The organism is Gemmatimonadota bacterium (assembly GCA_022560615.1).
Taxonomy (GTDB): Bacteria; Gemmatimonadota; Gemmatimonadetes; order Longimicrobiales; family Gaopeijiaceae; genus UBA1138.
In genome coordinates this window covers 13,808-33,133 of record JADFSR010000009.1, presented here as the reverse complement: position 1 = coordinate 33,133, position 19,326 = coordinate 13,808, and the positions used below count along the sequence as shown (strand labels likewise).

14 protein-coding genes are annotated in these 19,326 nt (G+C 65.1%); all 14 read right to left on the bottom strand.

Annotated features, from left to right (window positions below; genetic code table 11):
- Positions 1–33 precede the first annotated feature (33 nt).
- The 14 genes from IIB36_07585 to IIB36_07520 all read right to left on the bottom strand — a co-directional run bounded on the left by IIB36_07585 (position 34) and on the right by IIB36_07520 (position 19,250).
- Positions 34–1,488, bottom strand: a complete 1,455-nt coding sequence (locus IIB36_07585) for an MFS transporter (GenBank protein ID MCH7531618.1) — start codon at positions 1,486–1,488, stop codon at positions 34–36.
- Positions 1,481–2,191, bottom strand: a complete 711-nt coding sequence (locus IIB36_07580; GenBank protein ID MCH7531617.1) for a gluconate 2-dehydrogenase subunit 3 family protein — start codon at positions 2,189–2,191, stop codon at positions 1,481–1,483. Before IIB36_07580 ends, IIB36_07585 begins: the two co-directional genes overlap by 8 nt.
- The gene (locus IIB36_07575; protein MCH7531616.1) at positions 2,188–3,972 is read right to left on the bottom strand and encodes a GMC family oxidoreductase; all 1,785 of its coding nucleotides are present in this window, start codon (positions 3,970–3,972) and stop codon (positions 2,188–2,190) included. The genes IIB36_07580 and IIB36_07575 overlap by 4 nt, the downstream gene beginning before the upstream one ends.
- Positions 3,973–4,041: 69 nt before the next feature.
- Positions 4,042–5,100 (bottom strand): protein-methionine-sulfoxide reductase catalytic subunit MsrP, encoded by a 1,059-nt coding sequence (msrP, locus tag IIB36_07570; protein ID MCH7531615.1) that lies wholly within the window; start codon positions 5,098–5,100, stop codon positions 4,042–4,044.
- A gap of 31 nt (positions 5,101–5,131) precedes the next feature.
- Positions 5,132–5,641: a hypothetical protein gene (locus IIB36_07565; protein MCH7531614.1), complete on the bottom strand. Its 510-nt coding sequence runs from the start codon at positions 5,639–5,641 to the stop codon at positions 5,132–5,134.
- Complete coding sequence (locus IIB36_07560; protein ID MCH7531613.1) at positions 5,638–6,075, bottom strand: hypothetical protein; 438 nt, start codon at positions 6,073–6,075, stop codon at positions 5,638–5,640. Before IIB36_07560 ends, IIB36_07565 begins: the two co-directional genes overlap by 4 nt.
- A 114-nt stretch (positions 6,076–6,189) precedes the next feature.
- Positions 6,190–7,515, bottom strand: a complete 1,326-nt coding sequence (locus tag IIB36_07555) for a hypothetical protein (GenBank protein MCH7531612.1) — start codon at positions 7,513–7,515, stop codon at positions 6,190–6,192.
- A 13-nt stretch (positions 7,516–7,528) separates the two neighbouring features.
- Positions 7,529–10,825 (bottom strand): SusC/RagA family TonB-linked outer membrane protein, encoded by a 3,297-nt coding sequence (locus tag IIB36_07550; protein ID MCH7531611.1) that lies wholly within the window; start codon positions 10,823–10,825, stop codon positions 7,529–7,531.
- Positions 10,826–11,122: 297 nt separating this feature from the next.
- The gene (locus IIB36_07545; GenBank protein ID MCH7531610.1) at positions 11,123–13,405 is read right to left on the bottom strand and encodes a tetratricopeptide repeat protein; all 2,283 of its coding nucleotides are present in this window, start codon (positions 13,403–13,405) and stop codon (positions 11,123–11,125) included.
- 17 nt (positions 13,406–13,422) lie between these two features.
- A complete protein-coding gene (locus tag IIB36_07540) occupies positions 13,423–14,598 on the bottom strand; it encodes a c-type cytochrome (protein MCH7531609.1) in 1,176 nt (391 codons plus the stop codon).
- 174 nt (positions 14,599–14,772) lie between these two features.
- Entirely contained in the window at positions 14,773–16,143 is a 1,371-nt protein-coding gene (locus IIB36_07535) for a carboxypeptidase regulatory-like domain-containing protein (protein ID MCH7531608.1), read from the bottom strand.
- Between the two features lie 163 nt (positions 16,144–16,306).
- Entirely contained in the window at positions 16,307–17,125 is an 819-nt protein-coding gene (proC, locus tag IIB36_07530) for a pyrroline-5-carboxylate reductase (GenBank protein ID MCH7531607.1), read from the bottom strand.
- Positions 17,122–17,748, bottom strand: a complete 627-nt coding sequence (locus IIB36_07525) for a DUF1080 domain-containing protein (protein ID MCH7531606.1) — start codon at positions 17,746–17,748, stop codon at positions 17,122–17,124. The genes proC and IIB36_07525 overlap by 4 nt, the downstream gene beginning before the upstream one ends.
- A gap of 65 nt (positions 17,749–17,813) precedes the next feature.
- A complete protein-coding gene (locus tag IIB36_07520) occupies positions 17,814–19,250 on the bottom strand; it encodes a Gfo/Idh/MocA family oxidoreductase (protein ID MCH7531605.1) in 1,437 nt (478 codons plus the stop codon).
- Between the last annotated feature and the right edge of the window lie 76 nt (positions 19,251–19,326).

Below are 19,326 nucleotides of genomic sequence, written 5' to 3'. Positions count from 1 at the left end.
ATCGTCACGCGAAGGCACCTCCCTCGCCCCTCATCAAGTCAACGCCTCCAAGCTCTCGACCTTGTATCCGCCTGCCGTCCGGTCATGCGCATACAACGCACTGAAGATGAGCAGGAGTGCTCCACAGAGCGGAACCACATACCGGAACGAGATCCTGCCACCGTAGTTGTCCGCCGGCCCGAGAATCGCCTGGGCCTGGCCGACCAGCGTTTCGTCGGCGTCCGATGCGATGATCGCGCGCAGCGCGTTCGCCGTGGCCGGCGAAGGCATGACGCCCATCGTCTCGTAGGACATCGTCACTTCCTGTGCTGCCACGACAGCCGCCTGCGCGTCTGGGTTACTGTTGTTGCCCAGCACGATGGAGGTTCGCTCGAAGACCATGACGGCCTCAGCCACAGGGATCTCATCATGCGCGTATCGGTCGGCGATCCTGCCCATCTGGGGCGCGGCCACCAGTCCGACGGTCGCCATGCCGACCGTGCCCATGAGTCCTAGTCCGAGCGCTCCGCTCTTCGGCACCCGCTCGGAGACCACCCCGAGCATCGTGGGCCAGAAGTAGCACACGCCGAGCGCGAAGACAGTCGCTGCGCCGAAGACGGCCAGGCCGCTCGACACGTAGCTCAATGCGAGCAGTCCCGCTCCCGAGAGCACGGCGGAAGCGAGCAGCACGCCCGTCGGGGAAAGTCGGTGCACGATGTCACCGGCGCGGTAGCGCATCACCGCCATCAGCCCATTGATCCAGACGAGCACCAGGATCCCCGCCATGCCACCGGATTCGAGCACCGCCGGGACCCAGCGATTGGGGCCGAGCTCCACGGAGGCGGTCATGGCCATCGCGATGAGCATCACCCACATGAACGGCGTGGCGAGCGCCGCCTTGAACATCTCGCCCATGCTGACCCCGGCCTGAACACCCTCCGTGGCCGGGAACGGCTCGCGCAACAGCATCCAGCCGTAAATGAACGTCGGTACCAGGACCAGCCCGATCTTGATCTGCCAAGCGCCCACTCCGACCGCGTCGAGCGCGAACGCCGCAAGACCACCCAGCACCACCCCTCCCGGGAACCATACGTGGAATTGGTTCAGCTTCACGATCTTGTTGTCGGGGAATAGCGCCGCCACCAGCGGATTGCACGCCGCTTCGACCAGACCGTTCGCCATGGCGATGATGAGCGCGCCGCCGAACAGCGTGGAGAACCCAGTCGCGAAGATGATCGTGAGCGACCCGACCAGGTGTCCCAGGAATGACATGCGTAGGAGCGCGCGCATGCCGATCGAGTCCGCGAGGGGAGCGAACACGAGCTGCGACACCGCAAAGCCCCAAAGCGCGGCCCCGCCGATCCATCCCACCTCCTCGTTCGTGAGCACGAACTCGCGCTTGAGCGAGAGCATGATGGCACCCACGGTCGCGAACGCGACCGAGGTGGCTACGAGGGCGATGCAACTGCCGAGGAAGAGGCGCGACGGGTTGACCTTCGAGTCAGTCATTTGCGCCTACCCCTAACCCCAGATGCCGCAGGACCTCTGCGGGTGGCGGGTCCCACTGCGTCAGCGGAACGTTGCCCACGTACTCGAGGTCGGTCATGCCTTCAGTGGTCGTCCAGAACGCGGTCGATGTGAGATAGCGCACGCGATCGAAGAAGCGCGCGCCCAGTTCGTACTGCTCGCCCGCGTTCGGCACGAAGCAGATGTCGTCGCAGATCGCGTGTCGTTGCTCGGTCGTCAGGTCGCGGAAACGCAGCTCTTCGCCGAAACGTTTTGCCGACTCGCGGTCCAACCACACGAGGCCACCGCGGATCAGCACCGCGTCTCGCTCGTTTCCGGGGTACGGCGCGCTCACCCATTCGTCGATGAAGTCTGGAGCCCCGACCTGGCTCGCGGACGGCGAGCGTTCGTCGGCCGGGATGATCACGTCGCAGAGCACGGCGAGCGACGCGAGCTCGTCCACCGTAAGGCTCCGCCGCCAAGGCACCACCGGTGCGACCAGGTCCGGGTCCGCGGCGGTCCCCTTCGCCCTCGGGTTGCTCGTCGGCGCGGGTATCGGCGCGACGTCGGCTCCCGAGGCACTCGGCTCGCACGCAACCAGCCCCGGCGTCGCCGCCGCGATCGCCATGACCTTGAGGGCATGCCGACGATCCATTCGCCGCACACCCACGACCGGGAGCTCGATCACGTGCTTCTTGTCGCTCATCCCAGGCTCCTCGACGCGAGTTGCTCGACGATATAGTCAGAGGCCCGCCACGCGATTGCCATGATCGAGAGCGTCGGATTCTTGTCGGCGTTCGAGACGAAACAGCCGCCGTCCGGAACGAACAGGTTCTCCACCTCCCACGATTGGCAGTATTGGTTCAGCACCGATCGCTGCGGGTCGGCGCCCATCATCACGCCACCGACCTCATGGATGATCTGGCCCGGTGCCGCGATCGCACGCGCGCCGTCGTCGTGCACGGTGCCCGTCACGGTTCCGCCCATCGCGTCGATGATGCCCGCGAACGTGTGTTGCATATGGCGGGCCTGGTTCAGCTCGTGCTCGGACCATTTCCAGTGGAACTTGAGCGTCGGGATCCCCCACTGGTCGACGCCCTCCGGATCGATCTCGCAGTAGCAGTCGGCGTTGGGAATCATCTCGCCGCGCCCGTCGAAGTACATGAACGATCCGTAGTAGCGGCGGCAGTCTTCCTTGAACCGCGCGCCGTACGAGCCTTCGGTGAACGGCGCCAGCCCGCCCATGAAGCCGAATCCGGGCATCCGGCGCCCGCCACCGAACTCGATGTGGTAGCCCCGCGCAAAGTCGAGGCGCCCACGCGCCTGCTCCTGATAGAGCCACCACGGCATGTAGAGGTGCATCGCGGACGCGCCGTCGGCGTTGTGCGCTGGCGTGTTCTCGAGCGCAGGAATCTGACCCCCGACACTGGCGCCTACGGTATCCATGATGTACTTGCCGACAACGCCGCTTCCGTTTCCGATCCCGTCGGGAAACAGGCCGCTCTTCGAATTCAGTAGAATACGCGCAGATTCGAGCGCGCTGGCAGCGACGATGACGACGCGTGCGCTCACGTGCTCGTCGAGCCGCGTGGTCCTGTCGATATAGTGTACGCCGGTCGCGCGGCCCTGGGCGTTCACCGTAACCTCTCGCACCATCGCCTCGGTGACGACGTCCAGGTTGCCCGTCGCGAGCGCCGGCGGGATGAGCACCGTGGGCGACTGGAAGTTCGCCTTGATCGAACAGCCGCGGCCGCAGGGTGTCGCGAAGAAGCATGCGGCACGCGAGCGCATCGACTCCTCGGTGACGCGCCGCGCCATGGCGTTGTTGGGCCACAGTTCCCGGGAGATACGCGCCGCGTCCTGCCGTCGCGAAAGAATCGCGAGGTGCGCTGGGATGACGGGAATGTTCAGGTCGCGGCAGTGGTGCTGCGCGAGCAGTTCCGTGGCGCGCGGCGCCGGAGGTGGTAGAAGCACGCCGGGCGACGAAGTAGGGGTGTTCTCCAGACCTTCGTTGGACCCGTAGACCCCGATGAGCGCCTCGGTCTTGTCGTAGTACGGCACCACGTCCTCATACGACATGGGCCAGTCGAAGCCAAGCCCGTCGCGCGAGTAGGGCGCGAAGTCGTACTCGCCCATGCGCAGCGAGATACGACCCCAGTGGTTCGTCCGTCCACCGAGCATGCGCGCGCGCCACCAGCGGAAGTTCGTGCCCTCGGCGCTCGAGTACGGCTCGCCTGGCACCTCCCAGCCCCCGTCGACGGTCGCGTCGTAGAAACCGAACGGCTTCTCGGACGTGCCCGCGCCCCGCAGGGGGGCGTCCTTGGGTAGTTGGAACATGGGGGTCTCGGTGACGGGGTCGTAGTCACGCCCCGCCTCGAGCATGAGCACCTTCACCCCGGAGCACGCCAGCACGTATGCGCACATGCCGCCCGCGGCTCCCGAGCCCACGATGATGACGTCGTATTCCTGCTGGGCTTTTCTCCGCATGCGGCCTCGTATCCGAGCTTCCCTCAGGGTCTCGGACAACTTAGGCCTGGGGAGCGTGAACCGCGCCCCCTAGCTGATGTAGGTCAGCAACTCCGGATCGTAGAGGTCGCCCACGTATTCGGCGTAGCCGTTGAAGAGCCGGGTCGGTATGTACTCCAGCTCGCCGAGCGGCTGCTCCTGATCCTGCCGCCAACGCGGGTGCCTCACATTGGGGTTCACGTTGGAGTAGAATCCGTACTCCTCCGGCCACACGTCGGGCCAGAACGTGGGGGGCTGCTCACGCAGGAACTCGATGCGCACGATGGACTTCGCGCTCTTGAAGCCATACTTCCAGGGGAGCACCATCCGCCAGGGCGCCCCATGCTGCTTGGGTAGAGGCTCTCCGTAGATCCCCGTCGCTACGAACGCCAGGTCGTGGAGCGCCTCGTCCATCCTCAGGCCCTCGTAGAACGGCCACGGGTACCAAGGCTGAGTGAATTGACCGATGGCCTCCTCCGGTCGATCGAAGGAAACGAAGCGCACGTAGTTCGCCGAGGACAGCGGTCGGAACTTCTTTATGAGCTTGCGGAGCGGGTAGCCTACCCAGGGCACGACCATGGACCATCGCTCGACGCACCGATGGCGGTAGGTCCGCCTTTCGAGCCCAAACTCCCGCTCGAACGGAGCGATGTCGAAGGTGCCGGTGACCTCCGCTTCGCCCACCACCTCGACGGTCCATGGCCAGACCTGGAAGGGGCCGGTAAAGCCCCAAATCGAGTTCACTTTGGCGGGGTTGCCGATGAACTCGTAGAAGTTGCTCCAGGTCGCGGCCAGCTCCCTCGTGGTCAAATTGCCGAAGGGTACCGGCGGTCCTCCCCCGCTGGTTGGCGGGTAGAGGTCCGCGTTGGGGTGGGGGCAGATGGTGTGGAACGGATGCGCGGGCGGGTTCGCGTTACAGTCGAACACGTCCTCCCCGAGCACGTCTTCGAGGGTCAACGGCTCGGGCGCGTCCAAGCATCCGGAGATACTCGCTGCCGCCACACCGAGGCCTGCGCGCTTGAGGAAGTCCCGACGGTTGAAGTACACGGCTTCGGGCGTCGCTTCTCGCTCCGGTATCCGCCAACCCGGCGGGATGATCACATTTGCCATCGAAGCACTCCCCCCCGCTAGTTCGGAAGCGTCACCCCCCCGTCTTCCGGATGAGGGCCCACACAGCGGACAGAACCGAGCCACTCACCACGATCGCCGGTGGAGGACCGCTGCCGTTCGGAAACCCCGCCCCTCCTCCGCTCTTGAACGTCGCGAGCGCGAGCCCGGCAGCGCCCGCCGTGAGCGCAAGACCCAACCCTACACTCCTCCCGCTCGAAAACTCCTTCAGCTCGATACTGGACATCTGATCCCGCCCGAGCCGCAGCGTATCGTACAGGATCACCTCCCGGAACGCTCCAAACTCCCGTCGTGTGCGCGTGGCCAATACCAACGTGTCCCCGACCTGCAGCACCTCACCCTCCATCGACACCGACGCGGGCGCGGTGTTTCGGCCATCCAAAGGCGAAGTCACAGGAACCCGCACGCGCACAGTCGAACCGAGCGGAGGCGTGTCGACCACCCGATAGCTGTGGCAGCCGCCCAGAACCAGAACCGCCGCGACCAGAAGCATCGACTCGAAGTTCGGGAGACGCCCCGTCAAAGGATCACCTCGATGACATCCGTAAACAATTGATTGTACTGGTACACGTACCGCCAAGGCACGTCCGGAAAGATGCCCCCAGAAGTATTCACTAGGCCACGCCCGTCGACATCGATGCGCACGTCGACCACGACCGTGTCCGTGGGCGCGGTCGCAACCAGCACGAAGAAGCGACGCTCCAACGAGATGTTGATGATCGTGTCGATCGGCAACACGTGCATCACGGTATCGGAAACAAAGACCTCAACCTGCGTGACGTTGAACTCGTCGACCCCCGCGACGAACTCCTGGGAGTAGATCACGGTTACGACCTGGCCGTCGCTGCCGCTCATGCGAAACGAGATATTCTCGGGTGCCTGGTCCCCGAAAATTTCGCAGGCGGTCACCGATGCGAGGACCGCCGCCACGGCGGCCACTCTCCTGACTGTTTTCATGATTCGCGATTGATAAGGCGGAAGAGGAAAAAAGACGAGGCGCACCCGCACTAGGTACGGATGCGCCCGCCTTCTTCTTACCGTACTGCTGTTACTGCTCAGCCAGCGATTCCATCAACCGCCACAGCCCTGCCCGTTGAGGTTGCAGTTCGCGCGGATCTCGATGATCGTGATCGGCAGCATCTCGCCCGGCGTCAAGATCGCGTCCGAGCCCGACTGCCACTTCGGATCCGTGATGCCCCACCGGTACATATCGGCGAGACGCAAGCCCATGAGGACCAAGTTCACCCGGCGCGTGTGCATCAGCATATCCATATCGCTGACCGCGCCGCCGCTGTCGAACTCCACCTCACCATCCAACGCGCGGATGGCATCGATCTGGGCCTCGAAAGCCGCCACGTCGCCGTTCGCCAACGCGTCCTCGGCCACGATCAACCGCATCAGGCGCTCGGACGTCACCGTCAGTGGAGCGTACTGATTCCCGGAACTGAGGTAGTTGCCGCTCTTCCACTGGTTCAGACGATTGATGAGCGCGAGGTCCGCCACGCCCGACACCGGATCGTTCATGGCGATGCCATCGATGTCGTTCGACGCATCCACCGTGACCAGCGAGAGATCGATCTGGTTCTCCTTCCGCTCGTTGATGTTACCGCACATGTTGCAAGTAACCGTGGCAGCAGAAAAGGTCAGATCGTACTGCCAACCTGCTCCCGTGGCGCCGATCACGAAGTTCGCGTCGGCCAGAGAGCTCGCGAACTTCATCGCCCCACCAACGGTCGCGGTGGGGTTCAGCACGTTCCAGATCGTACGCGACATGCTCGCACGTGCACGAACCGCTCTCGCCTTGACCACGAGGTCGTCCTCACCGAGCGCCTGGAAGCCGCTGACCGCCGCGTCCAGGTTCGAGAGCGCACGATCGAGAACCCCGGCCATGGCCGCCGGACCTACCGGCGCGCCGTCCTCCATCTTGTTGGAGAACGTCATGTCCTCCTGGACCTCACCGGTCACCATCAGGATCATGCCGTTGAACAAGTGCGCACGCGCGAGATCCTTTTCGAACCCGGCGCCATTGGCAGCGTGCTCGGTCAGGATTTCAACCGCATTCTGCGCCATCCACACAGCTTGCCCGAGGCTCGGGAAGGCGGAGTCGAGGAACTCGTTCTCCGGGTTCCCGACGAAGCCCTGATCGAGCTGACCCCAAGCGTCGCGGGAACCGATCCAATACAGCTCATCGGAGGTGACGAGGTAGCCCTCCCAGACATCGGAAATCCCGTTGCTGATTCGATTGAGCGAACCATTGACGACGCCATTGGCGGCCGCCTCCAGCTTGATCGACGCCTCCACCAAGCTGTTCGGGTTGTCTACGTCCAGCAGATTGCACCCCGACAGCGCAACCATTGCCGCCACCGCCATCGCGGGAGCTTTGATTCGATTCTTCATGATCGAGTCTCCCTTAGAAAGTGAAGCGGGTAGAAAAAGTCAACCGCCGCGGGAGCGGAATCGCCCACCCCTCGGTCGAGTTCAGGAAGTTGCAGTCGAGCCCTCCGTTGCAACGCCCGCTGACGTTCGTCTCGGGGTCCATGCCTGGATATATACTGCCCGGCATCCACAGCTTCAGGTTGCGCGCTCCGAGGTTGATCGTAGCGGTGGACAGGCCCCAACCCTCGACGATGTTCGACGGTATCCGGTACGTGAGTGAGAGCTCACGGAGCCGGATCACATTGGCATCGAAAATGCCGTTCAGCCCGCTCATCGGTGCGAGGCCCTCGATCTCCCGGGCCCACGCGACGGCCGCGTCGAGCCGCCCCTGCGCACTGGAAGCCGGATTCGCCATGATCGCATACAGCTCGGCCGCGCGCGGCGTGTTACGGCCGATGACCGCATTCGAGCGGCGGAACATGCCGGACAGGTCCTGGACCTGGACACCGAACCTGTACTCGAAGAGCGCACCGATCTCGAAGTTGTCGGCGAAGGCCAGGTTGAAGCCGGCCGATCCGGCGTAGTCCGGGGTCGGCTTGCCGAGGTGACTGTCGAGCAGGCCCGTGCCACAGTTGTGCGACGCCAAGCCGCCGGTGGGCGTGCCGAAGTCCGAGTTCGCGACCGCGAGCGGCTTGAAGCTGCTCGGGCTACGCGGAACCGCGAAATAGTCCAGCGCCTGCTGCTGCGACGGCTCCGTGCACGAACCGTCGAGGTTCAACGGAATCGCGACGTCGGCCAGCTTCGTGCCGAAGAAGGCACCCGGCGCATAGCCCTCGAGCAGGAAGTTCCTATAACGCGGGTACGAGCCACCCGTCTTGAGCGGCGGAGCGCCACCCAAGCTGGTGATTTCTTCGCTCATCCACGCCGTATTGGCGAACACGTTGAGCGAGAGGCCTTCCCGCTGCACAAGGGCACCACGCACGCTGACCTCGAGACCCTGTCCGACGAGCTCACCGATGTTGACGAGCTGCTGAGCGGTGAATCCGCCCGTCACGGAGAACTGACGGGAGACCAACGCATCCTTGACCGTGCGATCCCAGTACGTGACGTCCACCGACCAGCGGTCGTCGAACAAGCCCACCTCCGCCCCGATTTCCCACTCGGTGGAGACCTCGGGCTTGAGGTCTTTGTTGCCCAGGTTGTCCGGCCGCACACCCGGACCCTCCACGGAAGGCCCCGGACGATACGTCGTGAACTTTGCGAACGCATCCGGCTGGAGGCCGGACCGCCCGATGGCGGCCCGGATACGGAGCGTGGAGAACGTCTCGCTCGTCCAGTCCAGCCCCTGGCTCGGCACGATCGAAATGGAAGCCTTCGGATAGAAGGCGGTCGTGAAGGACTCACCGAACGCGGAGTTCGCGTCCCAGCGGCCACCCACCGTCGTGAAGATCCAGTCGTTGATACCGACCTGGTCCTGCAGGTACCCGCCGATCTGAGTGACCCGCGTCCAGGTCTCACCCGTGCTCTGGTTGGCGAGCGCACCGATCGTCTCCAGGCCCGGGCCCGGGAAGACGGAGCCACCACCACCCGCGCTCTGCCGCTGGCGCAGGAAGCCCTGGCCACCGAACAGGAAGGTGTTCTCGATGTTGTCGCCGAAGTTGCTGATGTAGGAACCCTTGAGGTCCGTAGTGATCTCGCGACTCCGGTCCTCCCGGACGGTGCGGTCTCCGTCGATGGAGTTGCCGCCGAAGCCGTCCACGTGCCAGGCGTACGGCCGGAAGAAGACCCGGTCGTCGGAGGTGAAGTCGAGACCGAAAATACCGTCGAGGCGGAAACCGTCGATCGGCGTGTAGGCGATATTCGTGCTGCCCGCGAAGTGTGAGGAGTTCGCCTTGTTGACCTGATACATCATCTCACGCGTCGTCGCGAACGCGGGCGCACCGTAGTAGTTCGATCCGGTGACTCCGACCTCGGCCTGGGGCGTGGCCCTGCGCAGTTGCGCCATCAGCGCGGAGCTGAACACGCCGTAAATGTTGTTGCCGTTGTCGGGCGTGTGCTGCTCCATGTCGGAGAACAGCGTGTTCACGCCGATGCGGATCTTGGTGCTCGGAATGATCGTGAAGTTCGACGTGATGCCGATACGACGGTTGGTGTCCTTCTCCGGCTCGAGGCCCGGAACCACCGGGTAGTTCTGCGCCGCATCATACGAACCGTCCTCGCTCGACACACGACCCGAAACGAAGTACTGGAACGACTCGACGCCACCCGAAACCGAACCCGAGTAGTTCTGAGCGAATCCGGTCGTCAGCAGCGTGGGAATGAGGTCGTACTCGAAGACCTCATAGGGCGCAGGGCTCACGCCGAAGCGCTGCTGCATACGGCCCGCGATCTCCGCGAGGGTCGCGGCATCGGTCGCGGCGCTGCAGTCGACTGCCTCGCAATCCCTGCCGATGAAGTCCGCATGGGGAAGCATCCGGTCAGTCGGCACATTGAGAGCCGACCAGTCCGCCGTCATGCTGAAGCGAGGGGCACCCGCGCGACCGCGCTTCGTGAAGATCTGGATAACGCCGTTGGACGCCTCGGTGCCGTACAGCGTCGCCGCCGCCGCACCCTTGAGGATCTCGATGCGATCGATCGACTCCGGCGGGATGTCATCGAGGCGGCTGGGGTTACCGGTACCGCTCAACATCACCGCCGAACGATCGATACGAATTCCGTCGAGGTAGATGATCGGCTCGTTGAGCTGCGAGAGACTCGAGGACCCACGAATCCGAATCCTCCCACCCTCACCCGTCGAACCGGACGTGGGAAGAAGGACGACACCGGGCTCACGAGCCGCGAGCATGTCGCTGAACGTGCTGATCGGGTTGTTCCGGAGCTGCGACGCGTCCACCGTGGCGATCGTGTTACCGAGCTTACGCCTCTCGGTTGCGATGCCGGCACCCGTGACCACGATCTGGTCCAGCGCGATCGCGGTCTGGTCGAGCCCGAAGTCGGCAACGGCCGACTCGCCGGAACTGACCGTCACCGTCAGGGCGCCAGAACGATAGCCAACCATTTCGGCCAGGAGCGTGTGCTCGCCTGCCGGCACGTTGAGAAGGAGGAAGCGACCCGCGGCGTTCGTCAGCGCACCGATACCGGTACCGTCGATGTAGACCTGGACCGCCTCTAGCGGACGCCGCGAGGCAGCATCCCGCACCGTACCCACGAGCGTGCCCGTCGTTTGGGCCGCTGCAGAGGTCGGCGCCCATCCGAGCATGAGAGCGAGGGCAAGCACGAGCCCCCCCCTAAACATGCCGGACGTGAGACGTACAGACGTTGCAGATGTCATGTTCGTACTCCCAGCTGATGTTGGACTGTTGCGAACCACCCTTTTATGTACTGCTTATGTACTGCTCGGAACCGACTACGCTCCGCAAGGGTGCAGAGTCATATGCACCTGCACCGCAACCCCGACGTGGAAAGCCCATCACGGGCAACCCAAAGGCAAAATTACCGGATCCCTCAGCCGAGGGACCGGCTTTCACCTACACATCTACACATCTACACATCCACCCTTCCACACCAGCGCATGGCGTCAACATAGGGGTCCGGAGCACACAGGGCAACGCTGGAAGACACAGCTTCCCTAGCGGCCGACGGCCTGTTCCAGATCCTGGAGCATCGCGCGCGAGGCGCCGTGCTGGGGACGGAACTCCACCGCGCGCCGTGCGAAGGGTAACGCGTCAGCCGGCCGGCCGAGCAGAATATAGGCACGGCCGATCTCGAAGTGAGCCACGCCGAGCCCAGGGTCCGCCGCCACGGCCAGCAGGTACGACTCGACGGCGCGCTCGAGGTCGTCGACCTGCCGGTACGTGTTGCCCAGGTTGAAGTGCGCGAGTGCCTCATTCGCATTGAGCCCGATCGCCTCCTGATACGCCTCGCGCGCGCCCGGCACGTCCCCGAGGGAGGCCCGCGCGATCCCGAGATTGACCCACGCCAGCGGCTGCTCGGGTTTCTGCGTCAGACTCCGCTGCAAGTCCCGGATCGCGCTCTCGAAGTCGAGCGACGTGCTGTGCAGCTGAGCGCGAGCCCGCAGAACACGAGGATCGTTCGGGCGCAGCTCGAGCGCTTTCCGATACGCCACGAGCGCCCGATCGGTCTCACCTCGATCACGGTGCCGATCGCCGATGAAGCCGAGCGCCATCATCCACCGGCCGCGCAGTGCCTCGTCGCTGTCAGCGCTCGCCAAGGCCGCGACCAGTGCGGCCCGGATCACCGGGTCATCACCCTGAACCCAGTGAAGCGACGCCAGAGACAGCGCGCGTAGATCCAGGTCGGGGTTGGTGGAGAGGGTGATCAAGTCGTCGACGACGCGCTCGGGGGTCCGATCGTCGTCGGGACGGAGGTACCCCACCAGAAGAGTGCTCAGCGCCTGGAACTGCACGAGGGGATCGACCTCGTCGGGATGCAGCAACATTTCACCCGCCTCAGCCGCGTTACGCGCGCGTAGCTCATCGACCTGGCCCTGGATCGTGGGACGATGAGGCTTCAGCTCTCCCCACCACTCTCGGACCTGACCCTGGAGTTCGAGAGACGAACGCTCCTGGTGACACTGCGCGCAGGCGCCCTCCAACCCGAGATCGGCGTCGAAAACCGGTCGCGGCACGGCGATCGTATGATCGGACCGCGCGAACGCGATCTGGTCGCCGACTTCGGGGTGCTGCAGATACGGCATGTGACACGACACGCAACGACTGCCCTTCGAGTCGGCCGGATGGAACGTGTGCGCCTCGATCGGTTCGAGCTTGCTGGGATGACACGACGTGCACTGCTGATCGTCGAAGGGACTCGCCAAAGGCCTGCGATCCACATCCCAGTACCCCTGGCCATGGGGTTCGTGGCAGCTGACGCAGTCCATCGGACCCCTCAAGTAGCACGCGCTCGCGAGGTGGTTGCCCTGGTACGCGAAGCTGCTCACGCGTCCGTCGGCGAAGTACGGACGATCCCCGAGCACAGGAAACTTGAGCGCGAAATACTGCTCCAGGGGCTCGCCTGGCAGATACCCTTCCCTCAGCACGTCCTTCAGCGCGTGACACTGAAAGCACACGCCCAGCGACTCGTCCTTGCCCATATTGGCGAGGCTGCCGAGGCCGATGTCTCCGTCGGGAGTGAAGCCGCCGGACGCCGCCATCTCCACATGGCGACGCGCCGGCCCGTGGCACGACTCGCAGTTCACCTGGAGCGTCGTATACTCGGTCCGATACGAGCGACGCTCGGTATCGAGCGTGGTGAGGATCTGGCTGCCGTGACATTGCTGGCAGTTCGTGAATCGTTCGACCGTGCCCAGTGGCCTCAGCGGAGGCCAATCTCCGCAGTCCGCCAGAGTCATGTCGGGCGCGATCGGGACCCACCCCCGGTTGCGGCGGCTGCCCGTGTTGCAGAACCACACGCCCTCGGCCGCCGACCAATCCCACGGAAGGAACCGCTCGGTACCGTCGGGGAGGTTCGCGAGAAAGCCCTGTGTGCCGCCTCCGATCATGTGCCCACCACCGATCACCCCACTGACGGTGTAGACCTCCTCCTCGAATCCGTCCTGCCGAACGACGAACTCGTAGCTGCCCGCCGTTACCCGTGGTACCACCGCTGCATCCGCAAATACGATGGAGCGCCCGTCGAACGGCGCGAGAACCACGCCCGGCGCCGGCTCACCCCCGGCCCGGCCGTGCGTGGAAGAGGCCCAGGCGCTGTACTGTTCCTGGTGACAACCCGCGCACGACTCGGCTCCCACGAAGTCGTCGAGAGTCGTGCCCCCCCGCGCCATGGGCGATGGGGGCGGAAACGTCGCCAGCGACGCTACGCCGCCTTCCGATCGCCCTTCACCGGAACAAGCCGCCAGCACGAGCAAAGCGCACGCGATCCATCGTCTCATTGCGGCGTGCCGCCTCATCACCGCCTGCCGCCGGCGCGCGACCATGCCGGACCCTCACAGCCGCACAGCGACCTGATGTGCGTGACGAGCGCGTGGATCTCGTCACGGGTCAACAGCGACCCGAAAGCGGGCATGCGGGCACTCCCGTCCAGCACGTAGGCGCCCGCATAGATGCCATCGAACAGGGTATCGTCCGGGCGGCGTCTCATGAGCTCAGCACTCGAATGAGCGGTGGGTGAAACCGGAAGGTTCGCCGCATTGAAGCCGTCGCCCCGACCCTGGGCACCGTGGCACGAGGCGCAGTGCTTGGCGTACAGCGCCGCACCGGCATCCGGCGCTACGGCGACAGAGGGATGGCCGGCGTCGACCAGCGACGAGTACTCCACGGCAGGCGACGTGCCGCCCAGCTCGAGCAGATACGAGGCCACGCGCCGGGCGTCACGCTGCCCGAGGTGCTGCCCAGGCATTCCCGCCCCGGGCAGGACACGCCCAGGGTCGGTGATGACTTCGAGCACGAACGACGGCTGGAGACGGTCGGCGATACCGTCCAAGGGCGGCCCGATCCGTCCACCGTCTCCGGAGATCCTGTGACAGCCCTTGCACGCGAGCCGCTCTTCCAGCAAGCGCTCCGTCCGCATCACTTGGAACGGAGTGAGCTCGGCCGGCGTCCAAGAGCCCGGCGTGCCCTGAGCCAGCAGGAGAGTCCGGAGCGCCTCGACCTCCTGGGCATCCAGCTCGAAGTCGGGCATGCGCGCACCGGGAGACGCAGGATGTCCGTCACCCCGCACCGCCCCGGGGGCCGCCAGGTACCGCTCGAGCCACTCAGGCCTGACCCGTGCACCCTCACCGCTCAGATCCGGGCCAACCGCCCTCCGAGAGGCGTCGGGATGCTCGTGGCAGCCCGCGCAGCCCAACGAACTGAACACGCGCGCGCCGGCCTCCGCGTCCGCTCGGGGATTGCGTGCAACCGCGGACGCGAGGTCACCCCCAGAAGCGACCTCGGTCCCGAGGTACAGCGCCAACGCCACACGCTCCCCCTCGTGGAGCGAGAAGTCCGGCATGCGCGTCCTGCCGATGTCGGTGCGACGCCGCACTGGATCCGCGAGGTACGCGAAAACGAAGTCGGCTGCCAAGGGATCACCGCTCGAGCCCAGCCCGGGCGTCCGGCTCCTGGCGACGATGGGATCCGGCATGCCCGCGTGGCAGCCGCCGCATCCGAGCTCGTCGGCGATCCGGCGGCCCTCCACTTGCTGGGCGGACAGCGCTTTCGCGCCCGTCGCCGCGACGGTCTCCCATGAGACCGCCCCGAACAGAGCGGAAAGGACCAGGAGGCGGACGGCGGTCGGGCTAGGAATCCGACCCCTCCCCTAATGCGTGCTGATGACTACTGCCCCGTTAGCCGCGAGCGACCCGAATTGGAACTGGGCATCGATCGGGCTGAGGATCTCGATCCTTTGGATGATGTTCGGATCGAGCGTCATCAGGAACTCGCCGGGCCGCGACATGTAGACGCCGTTCAGGAAGATCGCGGCCGGCCGGCAGCCCGCTCCTCCTGCCGACCGTCGGCTCACTTCCACGCACATACTCGCCACGCGCACCCCCGTGAACGGGTCTTCGGTCGTTGTCTCACGTACCCTGAGACCCGGCACGGCCATGTTTTGCAGCAGGTCACCCGCGGTCCGTACGCGCACCAGAAGCGGCTCGATCTCGGCGCGCGTCATGATGTCCAGCCGCTTGCCGACGTTGAGCGTCTCTTCGCCGAACCGACTCCGCGCTGTGACCACCAGCCCCTCGATCTCGAGTGCCCCGGTCGCCATGCGCACCTCGATGCCGACGATCTCCTCACTGAAGACGGTCACCGAGTCCGTGCGCGAGTCGTACCCGAGCGACTCGGTCACAACCAGATGCCGACCTGGAGGAAGATCTGCGAGGATGAACATGCCCACAGAGTCCGTAAGAACCTGGCTACCCGTGCCCAGAACCAGGACCGAGGCGCCCACCAGCGGTGCCCCACTCTGGTAGTCGACGACCTTTCCCTGCAGCGTCCCTTCCTCCGACATCAACAGCAACAAGTCCTGCAGCGATGAGCCGCCCCTTGGAACCGTCAACTGCACGCTGCGGCCCACGCTCATCCCGAATTTCGCCTGGAGTTTCACGGGACGGCCAGCCGGCACAGAGCACATTCGGTAGTAGCCCGCGTTGTCGGTCCGCACCTCTACGGTCGGTGGGTCGCCGAACCTGGGGTCGACGAGCTCTGCCGTGACGATGGCGCGCGGCATCGCCACTCCTGTGAGCGAATCCGTAACGATCCCCGCGATCGCGACACGGTCGCCTCGGCTCTGCTCGGACAGGCACCAGCCCATGAGCAGTGTCCGCTCCGAGGGTACCGCCAATTCCACACGGACTGTTCGATTATCCGAGAAGCTGACCTGCCGCGACGGGGCGCTGACCCCCAGTGCCTGAAGCCTCGGATGAAAGAAGGAGACCCAGTGCTCTCCCGCTGGCACGTCATCCAACTCGAAGCTGCCATCGGCTTCAGACGTCCCCATCGCCGACGTGCCCATGACCACGACGCGCGCGCCAGGCAAGGGGCTCATCGTCGTACTGTCGAACACCGTCCCGCGCAGGAGGGAACCGCCCTCCGTCGTCTGAGCAGAGAGATCGCCCGATCCACAAAGCGCCGCCACGAACGCGGCGGTCGTCAGCCAACCCACCGACCCACTTCTCACATACGTCATACCAACTCCTGCCGCTACCGCCCAAAGACCCTGACAAAACGCGACTGAAAAAGTACACCAACCTCGACCGAGTCGCGAGAGAAACACGGCGCCCGCACGTACTGTTGTACGGATGGGGGCCTTTTTTGTTGCTCTCACGGGGAGGGTGTACCGTAGCAGCTACTCAGTCGCTCGAACGGTACAGCCCCTCCGCCGCCTTGGCCGAAACAGTAATGCCGCGGATCATCGCCGAGCTGAGACCTCGATGCTCCATCTCGTTCAGGCCCGCGATCGTGCAGCCCCGCGGCGTCGTAACCCGGTCGATCTCGCCCTCGGGGTGTGAATCCCCCTTGAGGGCGAGCGCGGCGGCGCCTTTGGCGGTCTGGGCCGCGAGTAGCAGCGCCTCTTCCGGGTGAAAGCCGATCTCGATGCCTCCCTGGGAGGCTGCACGCACGCATCGGAGGAAGAACGCCACACCGCACGCGCACAGAGCAGTGGCTGGTACCATCATCTCCTCTTCGATCACGAGCGTGCGACCCACAGCTTCGAAGAGCTCGGCCGCCTCCGCGAGCGCCGCGGTGTCGCTGTCGTCGGAGCAGAGGCAGGTCATCGACTCGCCTATGGAGACCGCAGTGTTCGGCATCGCACGCACCACGGGCACCGTCGCCCCGAGCGTGTCGCGGAGCTCGCTGATCGAGACCCCGGAAACCACGGAGATCAGACGATGCCGTCCCGCGTCCAGCGCCCCTCGGATCTCTTCGAGCAACGCGCGCAGTTGCTGTGGCTGCACCGCTAGCACGATCACGTGCGAGTCGCGAACGGCAGAAGCATTGTCAGACCCGACGGGATGACCCGACTGGGCCAGCTCTTCGAGCTTGGTTGAGTCGCGCCGGGTGAGCGTGATCTCGGCAGCCGTGAACAGTCGAGCACGTACCCAACCGGTCGCCAACGCCCGCCCCAGATTGCCGACTCCGAGGATCGCGACCCGCGGTGCGTCGCTCACCGCAACTCCCGAAGCTTCACGTTGCGGAACCACACTCGATCACCGTGCTCCTGCAGCCCGATGTGGCCTCGATCGGCCTGACCGTACGCGGGCCACTCGCTGAACTTGCTGTTGCGCACGACTTCGGCCCACTCGTCGCTGCGAAGCTCGTACTCGACGACCTTCGTGCCGTTGAGCCAGTGCTCGACATGTGCACCGCGCACCAGGATGCGGGCTTCGTTCCATCTGCCAGCGGGCCTGACGACACCTCGAGGAGCCGCGTGAAGTCCGTAGTTGGAGCCGGCGCTCGTGATGGGGTCACGCCCGTCGCGGTGCCCCTCGTCGTCGAGTACCTGCATTTCAGGAGCGCTGTGGTAGACCAACTCCTCGCCCTCCGCGGCGCGGTAGAAGATCCCGCTGTTTCCGCCCGGCCCTACCCTCCAATCGATCGACAACTCGAAGTCGCCGAACTGGGCCTCCGTGATGATGTCTCCGCCCGGGCCAATGCGCGTGAGCAGCCCTTCCTCGACGGCCCAGCCCCCCGGCATGTCCGGGCGGTTGTATCCGCGCCAGCCGTCCAGTGACTCCCCGTCGAAGAGAAGCTGCCAGCCGGCCTCACGCTCCGCGTGACTGAGCGTGTTCATCTCCTGAGCGGTCCCGGGGTACGCCAGAACCGCGAGGGCGATCGCGGTCGCCACGAGTCGTCGGATCACAGCGCCCACCCCTCGCGGTATTCGCGCACCAGATACTCGTTCGCGCGCTCCGAATTCGTCACCCTCATGTGCTCGGCGTCGTAGTCGATCTTGAAGCCCTGGCCGGTCCGCAGTGCGACCAACCCCAAAAGCATCACTTCCGTGAGCGGCGCTGCATATGAGAAGGGACAGGTGGCTTCACCCACTCCCTTGCACGCATTCGCCCAGTTCATCTCGTGGCTGTCCTCGATCCGGGTGTAGCTCTGAGGCACCTTGGCGGCGTCTTCGATGAGCCCTTCCGGGAAGAGCCTCGGGTTTCGGCCATAGGTCTCGTGCATCAGCAGCCCCCGCTCGCCTACGAAGATCACCCCGCCCTCACGATTGAGGCGTACTTCCGAGGGGAGTTGTGGGGGTCGCTCGGGCATCAGGCCGCCGTCGTACCAGTGCAGCTTCACAGGGGGCATGAGCCCGCGCCTCGGGAACTCGTAGTGCACGATGGTCGCCATCGGGTACGAGACCGGGTCGTCGCTCGGGCCACCCCACGGCGAGGATGTCGCTTCGATCGACGTCGGATAAGCCAGGTTCAGCGCCCAATACGGATGATCGATGAGGTGGGCGCCCATGTCACCCAATGCACCGACGCCGAAGTCGACCCAGCCCCTCCAGTGGAAGGGGTGATAGATCGGGTGGTACTGAACGTCGCGCGCCACCGGACCGAGATAGAGATCCCAGTCGACGTGCTTCGGGACAGGGAAGTCGGCCCACAGCCCCGCCGCGTGAGCCATGTCCACGGAGCCCGGCCACCATGAGCGATCCGGCGCATCGCGCTTGAAGTCCTCTGGGAACGGCGCCGGGCGCAGGAGACCCTGCGACCAGATGGGGCGGTTCGTCCACACGTGGACCTCCCGCACGTTCCCGATCACTCCCGCGGCGACCCACTCGTTGACGAGGCGTGCATCGTCGCTCGAGTGCCCCTGGTTCCCCATCTGCGTCACGACACCGGTCGACTCCGCCAACTTCTGCAGGATGCGAGCCTCGTGTACCGTGTACGTGAGTGGCTTCTGCACGTACACGTGTTTGCCGGCTCGCATCGCCGCCGCCGCGATGACCGCATGGGTATGATCCGGCGTCGCGATCAGGACCGCCTCGATGTCGCGCTGCTGCTCGAGCATCTCACGGAAGTCCGTGTACTTCGCCGCGCTCGAATACTGCTCCTTCCAGCGCAAACCCTGTTCCCGCGGGGTGCCGTCACCGTTCTTGGTGCGCTCCTCGACCTTGGCGGCGACCAGATCGTGATCGATATCACATACCGCCACGATGTTCTCGGAGCCGAGCTCCTGTGCGTTCTCGCCGCCCACGCCGCCCGCGCCGACGATCGCTACGTTGAGCGTGTCACTCGGCGCTTGATGGCCCACGCCGCCGAGCACTCGACGCGGAACGATCATGGCACCCATGGCGAGCTTCGAGCTGTTCGAGACGAAGTCCCGGCGGGAAATTTCGTCAGACACGGCCCCTCCGTGATTTGAAGAT

Coding starts and splice junctions, on each gene's coding strand:
- IIB36_07520 (MCH7531605.1), bottom strand. CDS start 19,250: ATGGGTGCCATGATCGTTCCGCGTCGAGTGCTCGGCGGCGTGGGCCAT.
- IIB36_07555 (MCH7531612.1), bottom strand. CDS start 7,515: ATGAAGAATCGAATCAAAGCTCCCGCGATGGCGGTGGCGGCAATGGTT.
- IIB36_07545 (MCH7531610.1), bottom strand. CDS start 13,405: ATGAGACGATGGATCGCGTGCGCTTTGCTCGTGCTGGCGGCTTGTTCC.
- IIB36_07550 (MCH7531611.1), bottom strand. CDS start 10,825: ATGACATCTGCAACGTCTGTACGTCTCACGTCCGGCATGTTTAGGGGG.
- IIB36_07560 (MCH7531613.1), bottom strand. CDS start 6,075: ATGAAAACAGTCAGGAGAGTGGCCGCCGTGGCGGCGGTCCTCGCATCG.
- IIB36_07575 (MCH7531616.1), bottom strand. CDS start 3,972: ATGCGGAGAAAAGCCCAGCAGGAATACGACGTCATCATCGTGGGCTCG.
- IIB36_07580 (MCH7531617.1), bottom strand. CDS start 2,191: ATGAGCGACAAGAAGCACGTGATCGAGCTCCCGGTCGTGGGTGTGCGG.
- IIB36_07540 (MCH7531609.1), bottom strand. CDS start 14,598: ATGCCGGATCCCATCGTCGCCAGGAGCCGGACGCCCGGGCTGGGCTCG.
- IIB36_07585 (MCH7531618.1), bottom strand. CDS start 1,488: ATGACTGACTCGAAGGTCAACCCGTCGCGCCTCTTCCTCGGCAGTTGC.
- IIB36_07535 (MCH7531608.1), bottom strand. CDS start 16,143: ATGACGTATGTGAGAAGTGGGTCGGTGGGTTGGCTGACGACCGCCGCG.
- IIB36_07525 (MCH7531606.1), bottom strand. CDS start 17,748: ATGAACACGCTCAGTCACGCGGAGCGTGAGGCCGGCTGGCAGCTTCTC.
- msrP (MCH7531615.1), bottom strand. CDS start 5,100: ATGGCAAATGTGATCATCCCGCCGGGTTGGCGGATACCGGAGCGAGAA.